The following is a 17,016-nucleotide window of genomic DNA, read 5'->3' as shown; positions in this document are numbered from 1 at the left end:
CCCGCCTCTTCACAGAAAATTAGAATTCTATGGGGTATAGTCGCTTTAAGCAAGCAAATACGGGGGACATCAATCACAGCCTAAGCCCCCTCTAGCCAGCCTATTTCTATATTGTGCATGATTCATCCAAATTTTCATGCGGTGATTTGTGTAAATCCAACATATCCTTGACGATTTGTTCTGTTCGCGAGTTTTTATTTTCTTGTGCATGCTGCATAACGTGCGCCCAACAAGTCACTTCTCCCGTAGCAAGTAGATGGAGCATTTCACTCCAGGGATTAAAAAAAATCACAGACTTTATCGACTCTTTATAGCGCCTCACAAATTCAGCAAACAGGATTTCGTCTTTTGCAAATATTGCCTCTGATTCGGAGGGAACCAATTGAGTTCGTGCCGTTGAAGAGCTAATTTTTTTCTTAGGCAATGTCAGCGTTTCAAGTTTAAATGCTAAATCATCTGCCTTGCCAAACAGATGGCGCATAGACTGTCCCCAAGAATCTTTAGCATAAATAATGTCATGCAAGGGATCCGCCTTATTATGGCATTTTCTTAGAAAATTAGCGGCTAACTGCGGTTTATCGCGCGCATATTCTTTAACTGCGAGATATAACTCTTGGCGATAATTCATGAGTAAATTCCGTAATACAGGATAAGAAGGCACAGCCACACCATGGCAAAGTAACATCGCAATTCCTCGCAAAGCCTGCGCTGATTTATTTCCCTCATACAAGTGAGTACAGAGCAAGTTCATTGCATTATAGCGATTTGCATTGAGTGCATTTAAAAACTCATGTGAGTTTATCGTCTCTGATGTTAAAGACTGGGTAAGTAACTCCTTTATTGCTCTAATTCGCAGTAGACGAGCCGCCAAAAGAAGAGGAGTTTCTCGTAGTTCCCCACAGGGATTATTAAATTGCGCCCCTACTTTCGCCAGATAAGCAATAGCCTCAGGAAAATTACTAATTACTGCTTGATGAATAGGTTGTACTTCTAAACTCTGTCCCTCATGTTGTGTTTCACTGGATTGATTAACATTAATTTGTTGCTCTACGACAAAAACCAGAGGCTCAAACTTTCTATGTTCAATGATTCTATGAAGGAGAGTTTTTCCATATATATCGCGGGAATCAAAATGTATCCTTTGTCTTCGTGGATTTTTGTCTGGTGAGTCTTTTAAAAACTTGTCGATAAGAAAAAAAGGCATTAAATCCAATTTATTTTGCTGAAACACTAAATGCAGAGGTTGCCCAACATTGATATCTATCTCTTGTTGCAAAAGCCACTGGATATAGGGTTGTAAATTATTCCTCTCTGAATGCAACTGAATAAGATAATTAAGAATAGTTTGCTGTTTTCCTTTTTGTGTCAGATAAAAGTTGTCTAAAAGATTCTTATCGCGTTTTAATTTTTCGGTGATAAGGGTCGTGAATGCATCCATTCCTCCTACAAGCGCATGATTTATTTCATTAAATAAACTCATAATTTCCTATTCCCCTAAATTATTCCTCCCTGGAAAGACCATTCTACATATTGGACAAATGAAGTTCAAAAATTCTTTTAAATTTTGTTCACTATTCCATACACCGTTATTTCATGTCTGAGGCTTCTTTTCTGTAGATTAAATCCCAAACGCCATGACCAAGCTTATTTCCACGTTGCTCAAACTTGGTTAATGGTCGCGTTTCAGGTCTTGGCGAAAAACCTTCATTTTGAGTGTTACGTAATTGAGACTCTGCAGATAGTACATTAAGCATATGCTCGGCATAATCTTGCCAATCTGTTGCACAATGAAGAAAACCGCCGTTCTTAATGCGGTCAACAATTAATTTAACAAATTCAGGTTGGATAAGACGACGTTTATGATGCCGTTTTTTGGGCCAGGGATCGGGAAAGAAAATTTGTACGCCCGCTAAGGAATCTTTCGCGAAATGATGCTTAAATACCTCAACTGCATCATGGGAAACAATTCGTACATTTTTAATCGATTTTTCATGTAAATCAGCAGCCAGACTGCCAACTCCAGCACGATGCACCTCAATGCCAATGAAATTGATTTCTGGATGCTGTTCTGCCATCACCAGTAAAGAAGCACCCATACCAAATCCTATTTCGACAATGGTATCTGCTTTGCGACCAAACAGTTCTTCCAAATCCCAACCTGTTTTCATCAGAGGAATTTCGTAATCTTTTAACCAGTGTTCCAAGCCCTGTTGTTGTCGATTACTAACACGTCCACCACGTAGTACAAAACTTTTAATTGTTCGCATTCAATAACTCATTATTTTAAAGGCAGGGGATTATACCGTGTACTGACAATTTTGTGATCATGTGATATGCTAATGTTTAATTTTAAAACTATTAAGATGCCTCATTGCTAGCAAAACAATTGCATAATGAGTCTTTTTTTGCTATAAAACCGCTCTTGTATTTTACACCCGGCCAATTCGCCTGGCGAATGCCTTGAATTTATACAAAGCTGAATTATAATTATCGAACACTTTGGAGTAATACCATGTCAAGAGTATGTCAGGTTACTGGCAAAAGACCAACCACTGGTCACAATGTGTCGCATGCCAACAACAAAACAAAGCGACGTTTTTTACCCAACATTAAACAACATCGTTTTTGGGTTGAAGATGAAAATCGTTTCGTTACCCTGAAATTAAGTACTAAAGGTATGCGAATTGTCGATAAATTAGGTATTAAAGTTGTTCTCGAGCAGCTCAGAGCAAAAGGCGAAAAAGTTTAAATTAGGGGAAAAATGTCATGGCAGCTGTCACGATTAAAGTCAAAATGGAATCTACTGCGGGTACTGGTTATTATGTAACTACAACTAAAAATCCGCGTAATAATCCTGAGAAATTAGAATTAAAAAAATATGATCCAGTAGTTCGTAAGCATGTTATTTTTAAAGAGAAAAAAGTTAAGTAATCCTATTTAAGGGCCTCAGAGAGGCCTTTTTTTTTAAGCCAAATTTTTTTACTTTTCGCAAATTTTTAAAACTCTTAATGCAATTTTCCTCTCTTTAATCCTTAAGAATACTGCTTTCCCTACTGGATAATCCCTTTGAATCAGTTAAACTTAGTAAAAAAGCGGTAAGAACAAAGAGGATTTGCATGAAACCATCGTTGCAGTTGAGTATCAGTCAACAATTAACCCTTACGCCACAACTTCAACAAGCTATTCGTCTCTTACAATTGTCTACACTTGATTTGCAGCAAGAGATCCAGCAAGTCGTCGAATCAAATCCTATGTTAGAAGTAACAGCCAGCGAGGAAAAAGATGAACCTCGAATGGAAGAGTCCAAACAGAACCAAGACGAATTTACTGATTTCCAATGGTCCCAACTCTATTCTAACCAAAGTAAAAGAACCAACTTTGATGATTTAGACTTCAATTATGAAAATCTGCACTGCAGTACAACTAACTTACAAGATCATTTGCGTTGGCAACTCGATTTAACGCCGATGAGCGACGTAGATCGAGTCATTGCAACAGCCATTATTGATGCGATCGATGATGATGGTTTTTTAACCTTATCAATGGCTGAATTGCATGCAAGTCTAGATAGCGAAACTCATCCTCTTGATTTAGATGAAATAGAAGTAGTACGTCATCGTTTACAGCATTTTGATCCCGTAGGCTGCGCTGCAAATAATTTAGCTGAAACGTTATTGATACAGTTAGAACAATTACCTGATACAAATAGTGACATTGCTTTGGCCAAGCGCATCGTTAGTGAAGATATCGAGTTACTTGGCCAGCATAATTATCGTCAACTCATGAAAAATCATCAAATTAATGAAGGCACACTTGATAGAATTGTTCATATTATTCAAGGGCTTAACCCAAAGCCAGGCAATTTAATTCAACAAAATACAACTGAATACATTATTCCAGATGTGATTGTAAAAAAAATAGAGGGGGTCTGGGAGGTAGCCTTAAATCAGAATACGTTGCCTCGTCTCAGCATTAATTCTCACTATGCATCGCTTATCCAACGCGCCGATAATAGTGCTGATAATCAATTCTTGAAAAATAATTTGCAGGAAGCTCGTTGGTTTCTAAAAAGTATTCAAAGCCGTCAAGAAACATTGTTGAAAGTTGCCCAGTGCATCGTTGAGTATCAACAAGAATTCCTAGAGCATGGTGAAGAAGCGATGAAACCACTTATTCTCAATGATGTGGCCCTTGCCTTAGATATGCACGAGTCCACTATTTCGCGGGTTACCACACAAAAATTTATGCATACTCCGCGCGGAGTATTTGAATTAAAATACTTTTTTTCAAGTCATGTTGCTACCATTACGGGGGGAGAATGTTCTTCTACTGCGATTCGCGCCGTTATTAAGAAATTAATTGCTGCAGAAAATCGTAAAAAACCGTTGAGTGATAGTAAAATTGCGCAATTAATTGGGGAACAGGGTATTCAAGTTGCACGTAGGACTGTAGCAAAATACCGTGAAGCAATGGGAATTGCTCCTTCCAATGAACGCAAAACAATTCGTAGTTAGTGTTAAATAATAGTAGGAGAGCGTTATGCAAATTAGCTTCACAGGTCATAATGTGGAAGTTACCCCAGCGTTAAGGGCCTTTACCATTGAAAAATTCAATAAACTCGAAAGGCATTTTGACAGAATTACCTCAATACATGTGGTCTTCGACATTGAAAAATTAAGTCAGATTGCTGAAGCATCTGTCCAGGTTGCCAAAGGCGAATTACATGCTCGCGCTGAATCAGAAGATATGTATGCGGCTATTGATGCATTAATTGATAAACTTGATAGACAACTTATTAAACACAAAGAAAAAATTCGTGAACATCGTGAATAATTAATTCAAGACAATAGCATTCATTAGAGTGCCCTAAAAATGACAAGAGTATTCCTCTTGTCATTTTATGTTGATAAGCCTACTATAGTTGTTTCTTTACTATAAGAAAATGTAAAATACAATTAGTTTTAATTTTGGTCTGTAATCATGCAACTTCGCCAGGTCATACATCCAAGTAATGTCTGTATTGATTGTACTTCTCAAAGCAAAACAGCAGTGCTTCTGAAACTTAGTCAATTGCTGAGTCACACTTATCCAGAATTGGATGCTCAACAATTATTCGATGCTTATTGGAAACGAGAAAGCCTGGGTAGTACCGCTATCGGCCAAGGAATCACCATTCCTCATGTGCGTTCGGCCGAAATTACTAGCCCTAAAGCCTGCATTATTAGATTACTTCATCCTGTAGATTTTGGTGCACAAGACAAGCAACCCGTTGATTTGGTTATTGGGCTTGTTGTACCACAAGAGCAAATTGATCAACATTTACAATTACTTGATACCATCATTAAACAATTTAATGAGCCGTCTTTTCGCGCCGCTTGCCGACGTGTAACGTCCAATGAGGCGCTATACGATTTAATTAGTCAACAAACAACAACTGAACTCGCTTAATTTTTTAGGCGATAACCTAAAACCAGTATCCAGTCTGGCAGAGTAATTTGCACTTGTTGTTATTTATTTCTATATAAAAATAAGGGAAATAAACTTTATAAATTTGGAAACCGTCACAGTAGACTCATTCGAATCATGACATTTTTAGGTATAACTACTATGGCAAATATTGCAGCATTACGATGGCTACCTCGAGGACCTCACAAACCGCCTCTCATACAATACATGTTACTTGACGAACATTTGGAATATCTTATTTACCCCAAAGAAATCGAAGTCACTGATCTTAAAACGAATCTTTACCAGATCTTCTCTCACATTGAAAGACTTTCTAAAAACGCGGAACTTGAAGTGAGATATAAATCAATTACCCGAAGCTATGGGGCTCATAGAAAGGATTCAGAACAATTTCATTTCCTCATTAATCGCATTTTAGGGAATAAGCATCTACTAAAAACGAATTCACGCACAGTTTCCTTATTGAAAAAAGAGAAATTAACCCAGTTTAAAAATGCGCTTTATTTGCTTGATATTGATTGTAAAACACGAGGTTGTGCTTTTATTGCCCACCTATGGGCCATTGGTCTGAAAGCAACTCGCAAACAAGTCAATGAGGTGATTAAAAAAATCTGGAAAGCTCGACACGGAATAACCAGAATGAATCCCTCTTCTTCCGTTAAATTTGCTGAATTTTGCTCTCATATTTATTTTGATTTTGATCATCGACCTGCCAAACATAACTACTACCATTGACCTTCGAATAAATTTCCTTTTTTGTTTACCATTGTAGAAAATTACAACACGTGTTACATTGTTAATCGTATGATTAAAACTAAAGTTACAATTATTAATAAACTAGGTTTGCACGCTCGAGCTTCTGCGAAATTTGTCTCAACCACATCGAGATTTCAAAGTCATATTGACGTCACCAAAGACTCAAAAACCATCAATGGTAAAAGTATCATGGGTGTAATGATGCTTGCTGCCAATAAAGGCAGTGAATTAGTCTTAACGATTGAAGGACCTGATGAAGTTGAAATGGAAAAGGCCATCATTGATTTGATTAATAATTGCTTTGGCGAACCCGAATAAAGATTAGTGAATATTGCACCTCAATCTTTTGGTTTCTCTTCATTAGCAACACGCTTTCGTTGTTTGCGCAGGCGATGCAGCGCAATTAAAGTTTGAATTGGCCCCGACAAGGCATAAATGACAAAGCCTGTGAATAAAACAACTGACGGGTTTGCGGCAATCGCTACAAATAAAATAACCATTACTAATAAATATAAAAAGGGAACTTTCCCTTTAAAGTCTATTTCTTTAAAACTGTGATAACGCACATTACTTACCATTAAAATAGCTGCAAGAAGCGCGATGACTGCAGTAATGATGGCAAAGATAAAATGATTCAATTGATTTTGATGACAAAACCAGACCAGCGCTGAAACAATTGCTGCCGAAGGTGGACAGGCCAAGCCTTGGAAATAGCGTTTATCCGCTGTTTCAACTTGAACATTAAAACGGGCAAGACGCAGAGCCACTGCTGCCGTGTAGACGAAAGCAACTAACCACCCAACTTTCCCTAATTTATGCAGGTTCCAACTATATAATAAGAGTGCTGGCGCTACACCAAATGTGACCATATCTGACAAACTATCATATTGGGCACCAAATGCTGTCTGTGTATTTGTTAATCGTGCAATCCTTCCATCCAGACCATCAGCCAGCATACCCACAAAAATAGCAATCACAGCAGCCTCATATTGAGCCTTTAAAGATGCTACAATTGAATAAAAAGCAGCAAACAAACTTGCCGTAGTAAACAAGTTTGGCAATAGATAAATTCCTGAATGACTCTCTTTCTGATTCACGGTATCGGCTCAATATAATTAACCGCCCAAGATCCTATCATAATCTCTCCCTTCCTTGCTATTACCTCGTTGTTTTTACAAGATGATGCTATACTACGCATACTGTTTTCAAAGTATATAAACTCTTAACTTACTAGCATGACCGACTCGAAGACCAAAAAAATTGTCATTGAAGGTGTGACGGAACAAGGAAAACCGTTTCGCCCTAGTGATTGGGCTGAAAGAATGAGCGGAACCCTTGCGAGTTTTAAAAACAGACGAATTCATTACTCACCGCTTTTACAACCCAGCGTTAATACTGAAGGTTATAAATGCGTTTTACTTGACCCCAAACTTAAAGAATCCAGCCCGCAAGTCTATCAAGCAATTATTGATTTCGCTAAAGCAAACAATCTTAAAATTTGTGGCGAGGATGAGTAAGCTTGTCCAAATCAAAAGCCCTGATAATTCTTTACGGCTAACGTTAGCTGTGTCAGATGAGTCAAAATGGCATTTAACATATTAGTCGTATTCTGAAAATTCATCGCCAATACGCCTGCACATAGAAAAACCAATCCCTTAGGCCCCCACTGCACACCTGGCTCACTGGCGTGAATTAGTAAGACGCAACCACGAATGAACCAAATAAGACCTGCTGTTTGAATCACAAGTCCCATCGAACTATAAATATTATAGGGACTATAAGGAATATACTGCAAAACATTACCGACACCAAAGGCAGAATTTGCCAGTATCGTTAGCGCCGAAGGCAAATAAAGAAGCATCGCCGCCCCAGCCAGGTAGGCCATTGGAACAAAGATTTTTTCATTAGAAGATTGCTTCCCGGCCCCACCTATTTTTTTTAGTTTGGTTAAGGCAATGATAAAAAATGTAATCCCAAGTAGATACGCCAGCCCCGTCAAAAGATGCTGGACTGGAAAGAGAGATCGGCTGACATTGCCAATCATTGTGATTAAATCAGTGCTCATAGTCTAATTATATACCAATTCACATCTGGCTCTTGCAATGCATAAATTTTCCCCTATATTAGTGAACTTCCTTATTATGTTGTTATTATTATGCAAATTAAAACCTTTCCAATTACTTTACACGATGCCTTTATGCTTTCTCCTAAGGTAAAGCATTTTGTTTTTCGTACCGAACAATCGCCCGCCTTTAATTATCTGCCCGGACAATTTATTACCATACATTTTGAAAAAAATGAGAAAATGCTGAAGCGCAGCTACAGTATCGCCAATGTCCCAACACAAAACAATCAGATTGAGTTTGCAGCAGGTTATGTTGAGGGAGGTCCTGGAACTGAGTTATTGTTTAATTTAAAACCTGGGGACAAAATTAATATTAGTGGCCCCTTCGGTCGTTTAATTTTAAAAGACGAATTACCTAAACGATACATCCTGGTAGCAACAAGCACAGGTGTTACTCCCTATCGTGCCATGATAGAAGAATTGAAACGACGTTTGCAAAATAACCCTGAATTACAAGTCGTCATTCTACAAGGTGTGCAAAAACATGAAGAAATTCTTTACCCCGCTGAATTTCATGCCTTTGCCAAAGAATTCCCCCAAGTTACTTTTCGTGCGCATCTGAGTCGTGAGGCGGCTGGTAATTTACAAGCCTTTGAATATTCCGGCTATGTTCAACATGCCTTCCCCGATCTATCCTTAAATCCCGAGAATGATGTAGTTTATTTATGTGGAAATCCCGGTATGATCGATGATTCTTTCAGTTATTTGAAAGAAAAGGGATTTAATATGCAGCAAATTATTCGAGAAAAATATATTTCAGCCCCTGGTAAATAATATCTGGGAATACCTAAACAGGAGAATAAAACATTATGTATTATGATGAATTATCAGCGACCATGGAGCAACTACTGCAAGATGGCAAAGGCATTTTGGCCGCAGATGAAAGCACAAGTACCATCGGCAAGCGTTTTAATAGTATTGGTATTGAAAATACAGCGGAAAATCGTCGCGATTACCGCCTATTGCTCGCAACTACCCCTGATTTAGAGCAATATATCAACGGGGTTATTCTCTTTGAAGAAACTTTTGAACAAACAGATGAAAATGGCAAACCCATCGCTGATATCTTCACTGAAAAAGGCATTGTCCCGGGCATTAAAGTCGATAAAGGCTTAGTCACTCTCTCGAATACAGATAATGAACAAGTGACTCAAGGGCTGGATGGTCTTGTTGAGCGCCTGGAACACTTTAAAAAATTGGGCGCGCGCTTTGCTAAATGGCGCAACGTTTACTCTATTACCGAATTTACGCCAAGTTTAACTGCTATTAAAGCTGGCGCTGAGGTTTTAGCTCGTTATGCAGCAAGTTGTCAGGCTGTTGGTATTGTTCCTATTGTAGAACCTGAAGTACTCATGGATGGTGAGCACTCAATTGAGCATTGCGCAGAAGCCTGTGAAATGGTCTTGCATGAAGTTTTCCATGCGCTCTTTGTTCATCAAGTAGAATTGGAAAATATTGTGCTGAAACCCAGTATGATTACTTGTGGAAAATCAGTTAAGCCATTTAGTACTCCGGAAGAAGTGGCTGATTACACTATCAGTGTATTTCGTAATAATGTCCCGGCTGCGGTTCCCACGATTAACTTTCTTTCTGGTGGACAATCTCCTCAGCAAGCCACAGCCAACTTAAATGCTATTAATAGCACAGGCTATCAACCCTGGAATTTAAGTTTCTCTTATGGACGAGCATTACAAGAAGATTGTTTGCAAATCTGGAAAGGTAGCAAAGCGAACGTTAGCGCAGCCCAATCTGCTTTATTAAAGCGTGCTCGTCTTAACAGCGCTGCCTGTTTTGGTGAGTATCAAGCTGATATGGAATAATAACAAGGGGCTTTTTGCCCCTTATTTTTTACAAGTAACCTCAAATCGGGCTAACAGTGGAACATGATCGGATAACAAACGCCAAGGCTTTCCTTGCAAACATTGAACGTCTGCGACTTCCATACCCCGAAAATAAATTCTATCCACACAAAAAGCAGGTTTTATTGCGGGAAATGAGCGCGCATGTTGTCCTTCCACACGATAAAAAGCTTCGTGAATCCCCAATTCTTCTGCCAATGGTCTGGATAAATGATGACGCCAATCATTAAAATCTCCGGCCATGAGCAAGGGTTCATTTTCCGGCACAACGTCATTAATACGAGCCATTAAAGCTTTGCATTGCGAAGCACGCTCTGTTTTGAATAGGCCTAAATGCACACATAATAAATGGATAGTTATCGGCGATTCGCCCCCTACCTTGATTTGCCCATGAAGAATACTTCTTGAAGCTCTGTTCATTGAAGACAGATTCACATTCTCGAATTCTTCAAAAGCAAATTTACTTAAAATAGCATTTCCATGGTGTCCTGATTGATACACCGCATTTTTAGCATAAAGATAATGAGGCCAGATTTTTTCAGCAATGTATTCAAATTGCGGCAAGTCAGGCCATGCATCAATCCTTTTTTCACGGCGTCGATGCTCTCCTTGTACTTCTTGCAGAAAAACAAAGTCGGGATTTAACGAAGACAAAGCCTCTCGCATTTCTGGCAGCAAAAAGCGAACCCGGCCTAAACTAAAACCCTTATGAATGTTATAAGTTATCAAGGATAAATTGTGCTTTTGTGGTTGCATACAAGTTAATCAGATTAATCTCTTGTATAAAGCATACACCAGCTTTACTTCATTAGAATTAAGAGAATTAAGCTAAATTTTTCTCCATTATTATTTAATGTAACATATAGACTATGATTATGAAAAATATTCGAGCTCATCTCTATGAAAACATTTGATATTGCAATTCCTGGTTTTAATATTTCCGGTAAAGCTTTTGGTAATCCTGATTTACCACCGATGATTGCTCTTCATGGGTGGTTAGATAATGCCAACTCCTTCGAATTGCTAGCACCTTATATTACAAATCATTTTTATCTTCTGGCTATCGACTTACCAGGCCATGGCCATTCTTCTCATTTACCAGAAGGTTGTTATTATCATTTTACCGATGGCATTTTTACTTTTCTAGAAATTATTAAAGCATTGCAATTAAAACAAGTTCATTTATTAGGTCACTCAATGGGTGCTTGTCTTGCAAGCCTCATCGCCGGTGTCGCTCCAGAAAAGATCCTATCAATGGTTTTAATTGAAGGCTTAGGCCCTTTTTCAAAATCGGAAGAAACTTGTCGCAAACAATTGGCACAATACTTACAACATACTCAGCATAAAGAAAAAGAAGCAAAACCTTATGCATCACTGACCCTAGCCGCCCAAGCACGAGCTAAACGAGGTTATTTATCCCTGGAACACGCAGAAATTCTCTGCCAAAGAGGAACACGAGAATTTCAGGGCGCTTTTTATTGGCGTCATGATAGACGTCTTTTAACACCTACACCACTACGGATGACCGAGGGCCAGATTCTTTCCTGTTTGCGAAACATTACAGCAAAAAGCTGCTTGATATGGGCAAAGGATAATTCCATTTTTAATGAGTATGACATGGAGACTCGCACTCGCGCTGTAGCCAATTTAAAAGTTTATCACTTGGCAGGTGGCCATCATCTACATATGGAACATCCCGCAGCAATTGCTCAGTGTTTAGCTGAGTTTTATGGCTTTTGAATAGACCCCACGTCATCCAGAGGAGTTTACGACGAAGGAGCTCCTGAATATGGCATTCTCGTTAGGTAAGTACAAAATACCTATGCCGGATTCAGGGGATCCTTCGCTTCGCTCTAGATGACGCAGATGGTTAGAGCATAGAAGCATTTCTGCTCCTATGCATACTCGGTTCATCTTAGGAAGGATTGGTTAAATTGCAAAAATCATACTTCACGGCAACTTCGCCAAGAGAAGCCTTTACATCTTCCAGCGAATAATTTAGGTCTCTGGCAGCAGTTAGTACGCCACAACCACCTTCATCAAAAGTTGATGACGGCGTCCAATAATCCATATTCGCTTTCACCATCACATCAAACGCTTTACGCGTATCCCAACCAGGTTTGGTAGCTAGAATATAGAATAAATGATTAAAGACACCACTAGAAAAATGCACGTCTAAACCACTGTTATATTCATCTGCGGTATCAATAGACATCCCATCACGACTTGGCTTATCCATATAGCGAAGAGCATCCCATCCACTATCTTCTTTCATAATTTCTGGACCAATCTGCCAGCTATTTTTGCCCGTAGAATAAAATTCCGCAGCTTGTGCAGCCATATCAGAAAAAGCTTCATTCATTCCACCTGATTGGCCGTAATATTCAAGATTAGAATGTTGCTCTGTAAAACCGTGACTGACTTCATGACCACCTACGCCTAAGGAAACCAAAGGATACATCATGTTTTCGCCGTCACCAAAGGTCATTTGCTCACCATCCCAGTAAGCATTTTCATAACCCTCACCATAGTGAACTCGCATCACAAGCTGCATGGGTGAGCCATCAGCTTTAGTTAAAGCCTGCACACCATACCAATCCTGATACATATGCTTAATTACATAACCGGCATAAAGCGCATCGTTTGTGGGAGAGAAGGCGCCATTGTCTCTGTCATAACCATCCCCTTTATAGCCAGTCCAGAAAGTAAGTGTCCCGTCCGCAGGTTTTTTACAGGTAAATTTCATGGGTCTATTGTTGGAATAATAATCGTGCTTCATGTCAACTACTCTAACATCCGTATTTTCCATGTAACAAGTACTGCCTCGTTTTTCACGGGTAATATCGAGTAGAGGATAATTTTTACCGAAAGCATACTCACCAATTTTGCTGTTACCACCGAAACCCATTCCTTTTGCAGGTACACGAGCCGTTTTAATATCATTCCATTTAACAAAAGGCTGATAAGTGTTGGCATCAACAATTGCTGTAGGCCTTTCAGGGATTCTATCGGTATGGCGTACAAAAATACTGACCTTATAGGCCCAATGAGCTTGATGCTGTTCATCAATATAAACAACAGGAGTTACTTGTTCTGCACTAACATTTTTATCTTTGTATTGATCTTTTAATTGTTGCAGGGCGATTTGGCCATTTTTTACAAAATCGGCAGCAGGTTGTCCTAAGTCTTGTTGCAAACCACGATAGACAATACCATTCATGGTAACTGCGTTTTGCGTATTTAGGAGAGCAGCCATATTACCTTTACTATGGACAATAGCATAACCCCCAATCACTGGAAAACCAGCATATTGCTGTTGCATGCGAATATGAGTCACATGATTGCGGTCAGTGTGCTGTCTAAGAAATTGCAAGTTATCGACAGAAACCGCAGACGTTGCTTGTCTTACACCTGGGAGTGAAAGGTGAAATTGTTGCTGCAAATTTTTGAATGATTCAGACTGCAAAGATATTGGCTCTGCGGCCTTGACCGATGAAGCCATTGTTAATGCCAAAGAGGCAACCAGTGGTGATAAATAAAAATTAGGGTGCATTAATCTACTCCTTAAGTATATGAGGCAATCTCATCCGGGAGTGCCATGTTGTTAACATTTTTCCATGCTTGTCTTAACGCAAGTCTCAATGTTAGAAAAAGCATGATAACAACCCCTTGAACATATCCCGTTGAGCTGAAATTCGAATTTTAGATTAAGCAATTTCCTTGAGGTTGTCCTAGCTAAAATCCGAACGCCAATCTTAACAGGTATTGGTCAAACTAACATAATTTTTCTTTTTTTCAAATTAGGGCGAGCTCTCAATTATGCGCAATTAAAACAAAATAAGAAAAACTCTGTGCTAAAATTACTCATTTAAAGCGACAAGCTTTGTTTATTTTGGTCAAATGTGTATAAAATTCATCAACCAATTCAGCTACTAGAAAAAGTTTAACTTGTTGAGATATTTTTTTTACAATATTACATAAACACTGAATAAATTTGTCTAGTTGCTGTAATCAATGCATAAATACGGGACGTTTTATTTTTTATGAGCACCATAACTACTGATATTGAATTAGCAAAAACTTACCTAACGCGCGGAGATATTGTTGCCATCCCTACAGAAACAGTTTATGGCCTTGCCGGCAACGCCGAAGATGAAACAGCCATTCGTAAAATTTATGCGCTAAAAAACAGGCCATTAAATCACCCTTTAATTATGCATGTGGCTCAACATTGGGATTTATCCAGGTGGGTTTCTTTTCTCCCAGATTATGCACAAACGCTGATTGATCATTTTTGGCCCGGACCATTAACCCTAGTCCTGCAAGCTAATATGGCTGAAGTTAGTCCACTTATAACCGGCGGCCAGGATACAGTTGCCTTACGTTGTCCCAAACACCCTATTGCCCAAAAACTGTTAACCGAGTTAGGCTTTCCTTTAGTGGCTCCTTCTGCCAATCCCTTTGGCAAAATTAGTCCAACAACCGCCGAACACGTCCGAGATAGTTTTAATAATAAGGATTTGCTCATTCTCGATGGTGGACGTTGCCAGGTAGGAATTGAGTCTACTATTCTTGCAGCAACAGCACCTGAGCATTATCAACTTTTACGACACGGCGTGATTACGGAACAGGAAATTATTGCCAATTTACCAGGTAAATCTTCGCAGGCTGACAGTCCAATTCGCGCTCCCGGAAAATTGGCAAGTCACTATCAACCAGAAAAACCACTGCATTGTTTTTCAGATGTCAACGCCATTCGCCAATTTTGCAAAGAAACACCTTCTTTAGTTTATGTAATTAGCTTTGCTGATCCAGACAACTTTCCTGCTCATTTGCATTATCAGCTTCCACTCTCACCAGAAAAGGCAGCATTTGAGTTGTATTATCAACTTCGACGAGCAGATCAATCAAAAGCCGCGGTTATCGCGATTGAATTACCTCCCGAAAATGATGGCTGGCAAGGCATTCGGGAGCGAATTGTAAAAGCTGGGCATCGATAACAACAAGCTACCCTTCTTTCTGCACATGCATTAAGACTTGTGCAGGAGTGACTTTATCTCCTTTCTGGCAAAATATCTCAGCAACCCTACCATTAAACGGCGCTTGGATTTCAGTCTCCATTTTCATCGCCTCAAGCACTAATAACACTTGCCCTGTAGTTACTTGTTGTCCCACTTCAACATTAAGATTAACGATAGTTCCAGGCATAGCAACGTTAATATCTCCAGGTCCAGAGGTTCTTTTTTTACCAGCTATCACTGCTTCTTCTGCATCGTCATTCAGGTCAATAATAACTTCTTCAGGCACGCCGTCTACCCATAAAAAACAAGCTTGCTGTCCGCTTTCACGTTCACCATAACCTGCCACCTTCACATGATAACTCTCACCGTGTAATGTAATATCAAACTCTGACATACTACTTCCCTGGACATCCGCTGTTTTGGAGATGAGTGGCTCTGGTGAAAGCGCATTATTTTGTCGTTGCTCTAAAAATTGCTTACCAATTTCTGGGAACATGGCATAAGAAAGAACATCCTCATCGCTTTTTGCAAGCTCGCCAATTTCCTGTCGTAAGCGGCTAAGTTCCTGGGGAATTAAATCAGCCGGCCGAACATCAATAATTTCCGTGCGACCAATGGCTTTTTTACGTAAACTTTGACTAATTTTTCCAGGAGCAGCACCGTATTTGCCTTGGCAGTACAGTTTGACCTCATTGGTAATGGTTTTGTAGCGTTCCCCTGTTAAAACATTCATTACCGCTTGTGTACCAACAATTTGCGATGTTGGCGTCACTAATGGAGGATAACCTAAATCATGGCGTACGCGAGGAATTTCAGCATGCACAGCATTTATTTTATCCAGAGCTTGTTGTTCTTTTAATTGGCTGTACAGATTCGAAATCATTCCTCCTGGCACTTGGTAAACTTGTACTCGGGGATCGATATCTTGGGCTTCACTTTCAAATTGTTGATATTTTTTACGGACTTTTTTGAAATACTCACCGATATCAAGAAGAATATTTAAATCTAAACCAGTGTCATACTCCGTTCCTGCTAATGCCGCCACTAATGATTCAGTCGCAGGATGAGAAGCGCCCCCGGAAAAGGAGGAAATAGCTGTATCAATATGCCTGCAACCGGCAAGAACGGCTTGGTAGTGGCACATACTAGCAAGTCCGGAAGTAGAATGACTATGAAGATGAATAGGTAACTGCGTCGCATCAGCCAAGGCCTTGTATAAAGCCACCGTCGCAGCAGGTGTTAATAAACCGGCCATGTCTTTAATAGCAATGCTATCGCAACCCATCTCAGCAAGTGCTTTACCTAATTCAACAAAATTATCCAGGGTGTGAACCGGACTCGTTGTATAGCAAATTGTTCCTTGCGCATGTTTTTTATTTGCTTTGACTGCTTCCAGGGCCACCCTTAAATTACGCACATCATTTAACGCATCAAAAACACGAAAGACATCAACACCATTATTCGCGGCAAGTTTCACAAAAGCTTGCACCACGTCATCAGCATAATGACGATAACCCAATAAATTTTGACCGCGCAATAACATTGATAAACGGGTATTGGGTAAAGCATTACGTAATTGCCGCAATCTTAGCCAGGGATCTTCTTTTAAAAATCGCAAGCAGGCATCAAAGGTTGCCCCTCCCCAAACTTCCATTGCCCAAAAACCAACCTGATCCATTTTAGGACATACAGGCAGCATATCTTCCGTACGCATTCGAGTCGCTATCAAGCACTGGTGTGCGTCACGCAAAGTAACATCAGTAATATAGGTAGTCGCCATAAATCAATC

The 17,016-nt window shown here is 39.5% G+C and carries 19 protein-coding genes; 12 read left to right on the top strand and 7 right to left on the bottom strand.

Annotated elements, in window-relative coordinates:
- Positions 1 to 106: 106 nt before the first annotated feature.
- Complete coding sequence (gene ankC / locus PXX05_RS01245; RefSeq protein ID WP_275089236.1) at positions 107 to 1,480, bottom strand: Dot/Icm T4SS effector AnkC/LegA12; 1,374 nt, start codon at positions 1,478 to 1,480, stop codon at positions 107 to 109.
- 106 nt (positions 1,481 to 1,586) lie between these two features.
- Positions 1,587 to 2,267, bottom strand: a complete 681-nt coding sequence (trmB, locus tag PXX05_RS01240) for a tRNA (guanosine(46)-N7)-methyltransferase TrmB (RefSeq protein ID WP_275089235.1) — start codon at positions 2,265 to 2,267, stop codon at positions 1,587 to 1,589.
- 245 nt (positions 2,268 to 2,512) lie between these two features.
- On the opposite strand from trmB, the gene rpmB reads away from it, so the two are divergent.
- The 7 genes from rpmB (at position 2,513) to PXX05_RS01205 (ending at position 6,540) form a co-directional block, all read left to right on the top strand.
- Positions 2,513 to 2,749 (top strand): 50S ribosomal protein L28, encoded by a 237-nt coding sequence (gene rpmB, locus PXX05_RS01235; RefSeq protein ID WP_275089234.1) that lies wholly within the window; start codon positions 2,513 to 2,515, stop codon positions 2,747 to 2,749.
- 17 nt (positions 2,750 to 2,766) lie between these two features.
- A complete protein-coding gene (rpmG, locus tag PXX05_RS01230) occupies positions 2,767 to 2,931 on the top strand; it encodes a 50S ribosomal protein L33 (protein ID WP_275089233.1) in 165 nt (54 codons plus the stop codon).
- 185 nt (positions 2,932 to 3,116) lie between these two features.
- On the top strand, positions 3,117 to 4,514 hold the full coding sequence (locus PXX05_RS01225) for an RNA polymerase factor sigma-54 (protein WP_275089232.1): 1,398 nt from the start codon (positions 3,117 to 3,119) through the stop codon (positions 4,512 to 4,514).
- A gap of 25 nt (positions 4,515 to 4,539) precedes the next feature.
- Positions 4,540 to 4,833: a ribosome hibernation promoting factor gene (gene hpf / locus PXX05_RS01220; protein ID WP_275089231.1), complete on the top strand. Its 294-nt coding sequence runs from the start codon at positions 4,540 to 4,542 to the stop codon at positions 4,831 to 4,833.
- A gap of 147 nt (positions 4,834 to 4,980) precedes the next feature.
- Complete coding sequence (locus tag PXX05_RS01215) at positions 4,981 to 5,448, top strand: PTS sugar transporter subunit IIA (RefSeq protein WP_275089230.1); 468 nt, start codon at positions 4,981 to 4,983, stop codon at positions 5,446 to 5,448.
- Positions 5,449 to 5,583: 135 nt separating this feature from the next.
- Positions 5,584 to 6,201, top strand: coding sequence for a hypothetical protein (locus tag PXX05_RS01210; RefSeq protein ID WP_275089229.1), 618 nt, complete (start codon positions 5,584 to 5,586; stop codon positions 6,199 to 6,201).
- A gap of 69 nt (positions 6,202 to 6,270) precedes the next feature.
- Positions 6,271 to 6,540 carry an HPr family phosphocarrier protein gene (locus PXX05_RS01205; protein ID WP_275089228.1) on the top strand — a complete coding sequence of 90 codons (270 nt, stop codon included), beginning with the start codon at positions 6,271 to 6,273 and terminating at the stop codon, positions 6,538 to 6,540.
- Between the two features lie 20 nt (positions 6,541 to 6,560).
- Here the strand turns inward: PXX05_RS01205 and pssA are convergent, their stop codons facing one another.
- Positions 6,561 to 7,319: a CDP-diacylglycerol--serine O-phosphatidyltransferase gene (gene pssA / locus PXX05_RS01200; RefSeq protein ID WP_275089227.1), complete on the bottom strand. Its 759-nt coding sequence runs from the start codon at positions 7,317 to 7,319 to the stop codon at positions 6,561 to 6,563.
- Between the two features lie 138 nt (positions 7,320 to 7,457).
- Between pssA and PXX05_RS01195 the strand changes: the two genes are divergently transcribed.
- Entirely contained in the window at positions 7,458 to 7,739 is a 282-nt protein-coding gene (locus PXX05_RS01195) for a DUF3579 domain-containing protein (protein WP_275089226.1), read from the top strand.
- 11 nt (positions 7,740 to 7,750) lie between these two features.
- Here PXX05_RS01195 and PXX05_RS01190 read toward each other — a convergent pair whose 3' ends face one another.
- Entirely contained in the window at positions 7,751 to 8,287 is a 537-nt protein-coding gene (locus PXX05_RS01190; RefSeq protein WP_275089225.1) for a type IV secretion protein IcmC, read from the bottom strand.
- A 90-nt stretch (positions 8,288 to 8,377) separates the two neighbouring features.
- Here PXX05_RS01190 and PXX05_RS01185 point away from each other — a divergent pair, with 90 nt between their 5' ends.
- Together PXX05_RS01185 and PXX05_RS01180 are read left to right on the top strand one after the other, a co-directional pair.
- Positions 8,378 to 9,121, top strand: coding sequence for a ferredoxin--NADP reductase (locus PXX05_RS01185; protein WP_275089224.1), 744 nt, complete (start codon positions 8,378 to 8,380; stop codon positions 9,119 to 9,121).
- A gap of 35 nt (positions 9,122 to 9,156) precedes the next feature.
- Positions 9,157 to 10,167, top strand: a complete 1,011-nt coding sequence (locus tag PXX05_RS01180) for a class I fructose-bisphosphate aldolase (protein WP_275089223.1) — start codon at positions 9,157 to 9,159, stop codon at positions 10,165 to 10,167.
- Between the two features lie 21 nt (positions 10,168 to 10,188).
- On the opposite strand, the gene PXX05_RS01175 is transcribed toward PXX05_RS01180, so the two are convergent.
- The gene (locus PXX05_RS01175) at positions 10,189 to 10,962 is read right to left on the bottom strand and encodes an endonuclease/exonuclease/phosphatase family protein (protein ID WP_275089222.1); all 774 of its coding nucleotides are present in this window, start codon (positions 10,960 to 10,962) and stop codon (positions 10,189 to 10,191) included.
- Positions 10,963 to 11,106: 144 nt separating this feature from the next.
- Between PXX05_RS01175 and PXX05_RS01170 the strand changes: the two genes are divergently transcribed.
- Positions 11,107 to 11,946: an alpha/beta fold hydrolase gene (locus tag PXX05_RS01170; RefSeq protein WP_275089221.1), complete on the top strand. Its 840-nt coding sequence runs from the start codon at positions 11,107 to 11,109 to the stop codon at positions 11,944 to 11,946.
- A gap of 175 nt (positions 11,947 to 12,121) precedes the next feature.
- Here the strand turns inward: PXX05_RS01170 and proA are convergent, their stop codons facing one another.
- Complete coding sequence (gene proA, locus PXX05_RS01165) at positions 12,122 to 13,759, bottom strand: zinc metalloprotease ProA (RefSeq protein ID WP_275089220.1); 1,638 nt, start codon at positions 13,757 to 13,759, stop codon at positions 12,122 to 12,124.
- 490 nt (positions 13,760 to 14,249) lie between these two features.
- On the opposite strand from proA, the gene PXX05_RS01160 reads away from it, so the two are divergent.
- Positions 14,250 to 15,206 carry an L-threonylcarbamoyladenylate synthase gene (locus PXX05_RS01160; protein ID WP_275089219.1) on the top strand — a complete coding sequence of 319 codons (957 nt, stop codon included), beginning with the start codon at positions 14,250 to 14,252 and terminating at the stop codon, positions 15,204 to 15,206.
- A 7-nt stretch (positions 15,207 to 15,213) separates the two neighbouring features.
- Here the strand turns inward: PXX05_RS01160 and oadA are convergent, their stop codons facing one another.
- The gene (gene oadA / locus PXX05_RS01155) at positions 15,214 to 17,007 is read right to left on the bottom strand and encodes a sodium-extruding oxaloacetate decarboxylase subunit alpha (RefSeq protein ID WP_275089218.1); all 1,794 of its coding nucleotides are present in this window, start codon (positions 17,005 to 17,007) and stop codon (positions 15,214 to 15,216) included.
- Positions 17,008 to 17,016: the final 9 nt, after the last annotated feature.

This window comes from Legionella cardiaca, assembly GCF_029026145.1.
GTDB classification, from domain to species: Bacteria; Pseudomonadota; Gammaproteobacteria; order Legionellales; family Legionellaceae; genus Tatlockia; species Tatlockia cardiaca.
This window is presented reverse-complemented; position numbering and strand designations above follow the sequence as displayed.

What these genes read in the sequence shown, in the direction of transcription:
- PXX05_RS01160 (WP_275089219.1), top strand. Translation starts at nt 14,250, where the DNA reads ATGAGCACCATAACTACTGATATTGAATTAGCAAAAACTTACCTAACG.
- PXX05_RS01195 (WP_275089226.1), top strand. Translation starts at nt 7,458, where the DNA reads ATGACCGACTCGAAGACCAAAAAAATTGTCATTGAAGGTGTGACGGAA.
- oadA (WP_275089218.1), bottom strand. Translation starts at nt 17,007, where the DNA reads ATGGCGACTACCTATATTACTGATGTTACTTTGCGTGACGCACACCAG.
- PXX05_RS01175 (WP_275089222.1), bottom strand. Translation starts at nt 10,962, where the DNA reads ATGCAACCACAAAAGCACAATTTATCCTTGATAACTTATAACATTCAT.
- ankC (WP_275089236.1), bottom strand. Translation starts at nt 1,480, where the DNA reads ATGAGTTTATTTAATGAAATAAATCATGCGCTTGTAGGAGGAATGGAT.
- PXX05_RS01210 (WP_275089229.1), top strand. Translation starts at nt 5,584, where the DNA reads ATGACATTTTTAGGTATAACTACTATGGCAAATATTGCAGCATTACGA.
- PXX05_RS01205 (WP_275089228.1), top strand. Translation starts at nt 6,271, where the DNA reads ATGATTAAAACTAAAGTTACAATTATTAATAAACTAGGTTTGCACGCT.
- hpf (WP_275089231.1), top strand. Translation starts at nt 4,540, where the DNA reads ATGCAAATTAGCTTCACAGGTCATAATGTGGAAGTTACCCCAGCGTTA.
- PXX05_RS01180 (WP_275089223.1), top strand. Translation starts at nt 9,157, where the DNA reads ATGTATTATGATGAATTATCAGCGACCATGGAGCAACTACTGCAAGAT.
- rpmG (WP_275089233.1), top strand. Translation starts at nt 2,767, where the DNA reads ATGGCAGCTGTCACGATTAAAGTCAAAATGGAATCTACTGCGGGTACT.
- PXX05_RS01185 (WP_275089224.1), top strand. Translation starts at nt 8,378, where the DNA reads ATGCAAATTAAAACCTTTCCAATTACTTTACACGATGCCTTTATGCTT.
- PXX05_RS01225 (WP_275089232.1), top strand. Translation starts at nt 3,117, where the DNA reads ATGAAACCATCGTTGCAGTTGAGTATCAGTCAACAATTAACCCTTACG.
- PXX05_RS01170 (WP_275089221.1), top strand. Translation starts at nt 11,107, where the DNA reads ATGAAAACATTTGATATTGCAATTCCTGGTTTTAATATTTCCGGTAAA.
- rpmB (WP_275089234.1), top strand. Translation starts at nt 2,513, where the DNA reads ATGTCAAGAGTATGTCAGGTTACTGGCAAAAGACCAACCACTGGTCAC.
- trmB (WP_275089235.1), bottom strand. Translation starts at nt 2,267, where the DNA reads ATGCGAACAATTAAAAGTTTTGTACTACGTGGTGGACGTGTTAGTAAT.
- proA (WP_275089220.1), bottom strand. Translation starts at nt 13,759, where the DNA reads ATGCACCCTAATTTTTATTTATCACCACTGGTTGCCTCTTTGGCATTA.
- PXX05_RS01215 (WP_275089230.1), top strand. Translation starts at nt 4,981, where the DNA reads ATGCAACTTCGCCAGGTCATACATCCAAGTAATGTCTGTATTGATTGT.
- PXX05_RS01190 (WP_275089225.1), bottom strand. Translation starts at nt 8,287, where the DNA reads ATGAGCACTGATTTAATCACAATGATTGGCAATGTCAGCCGATCTCTC.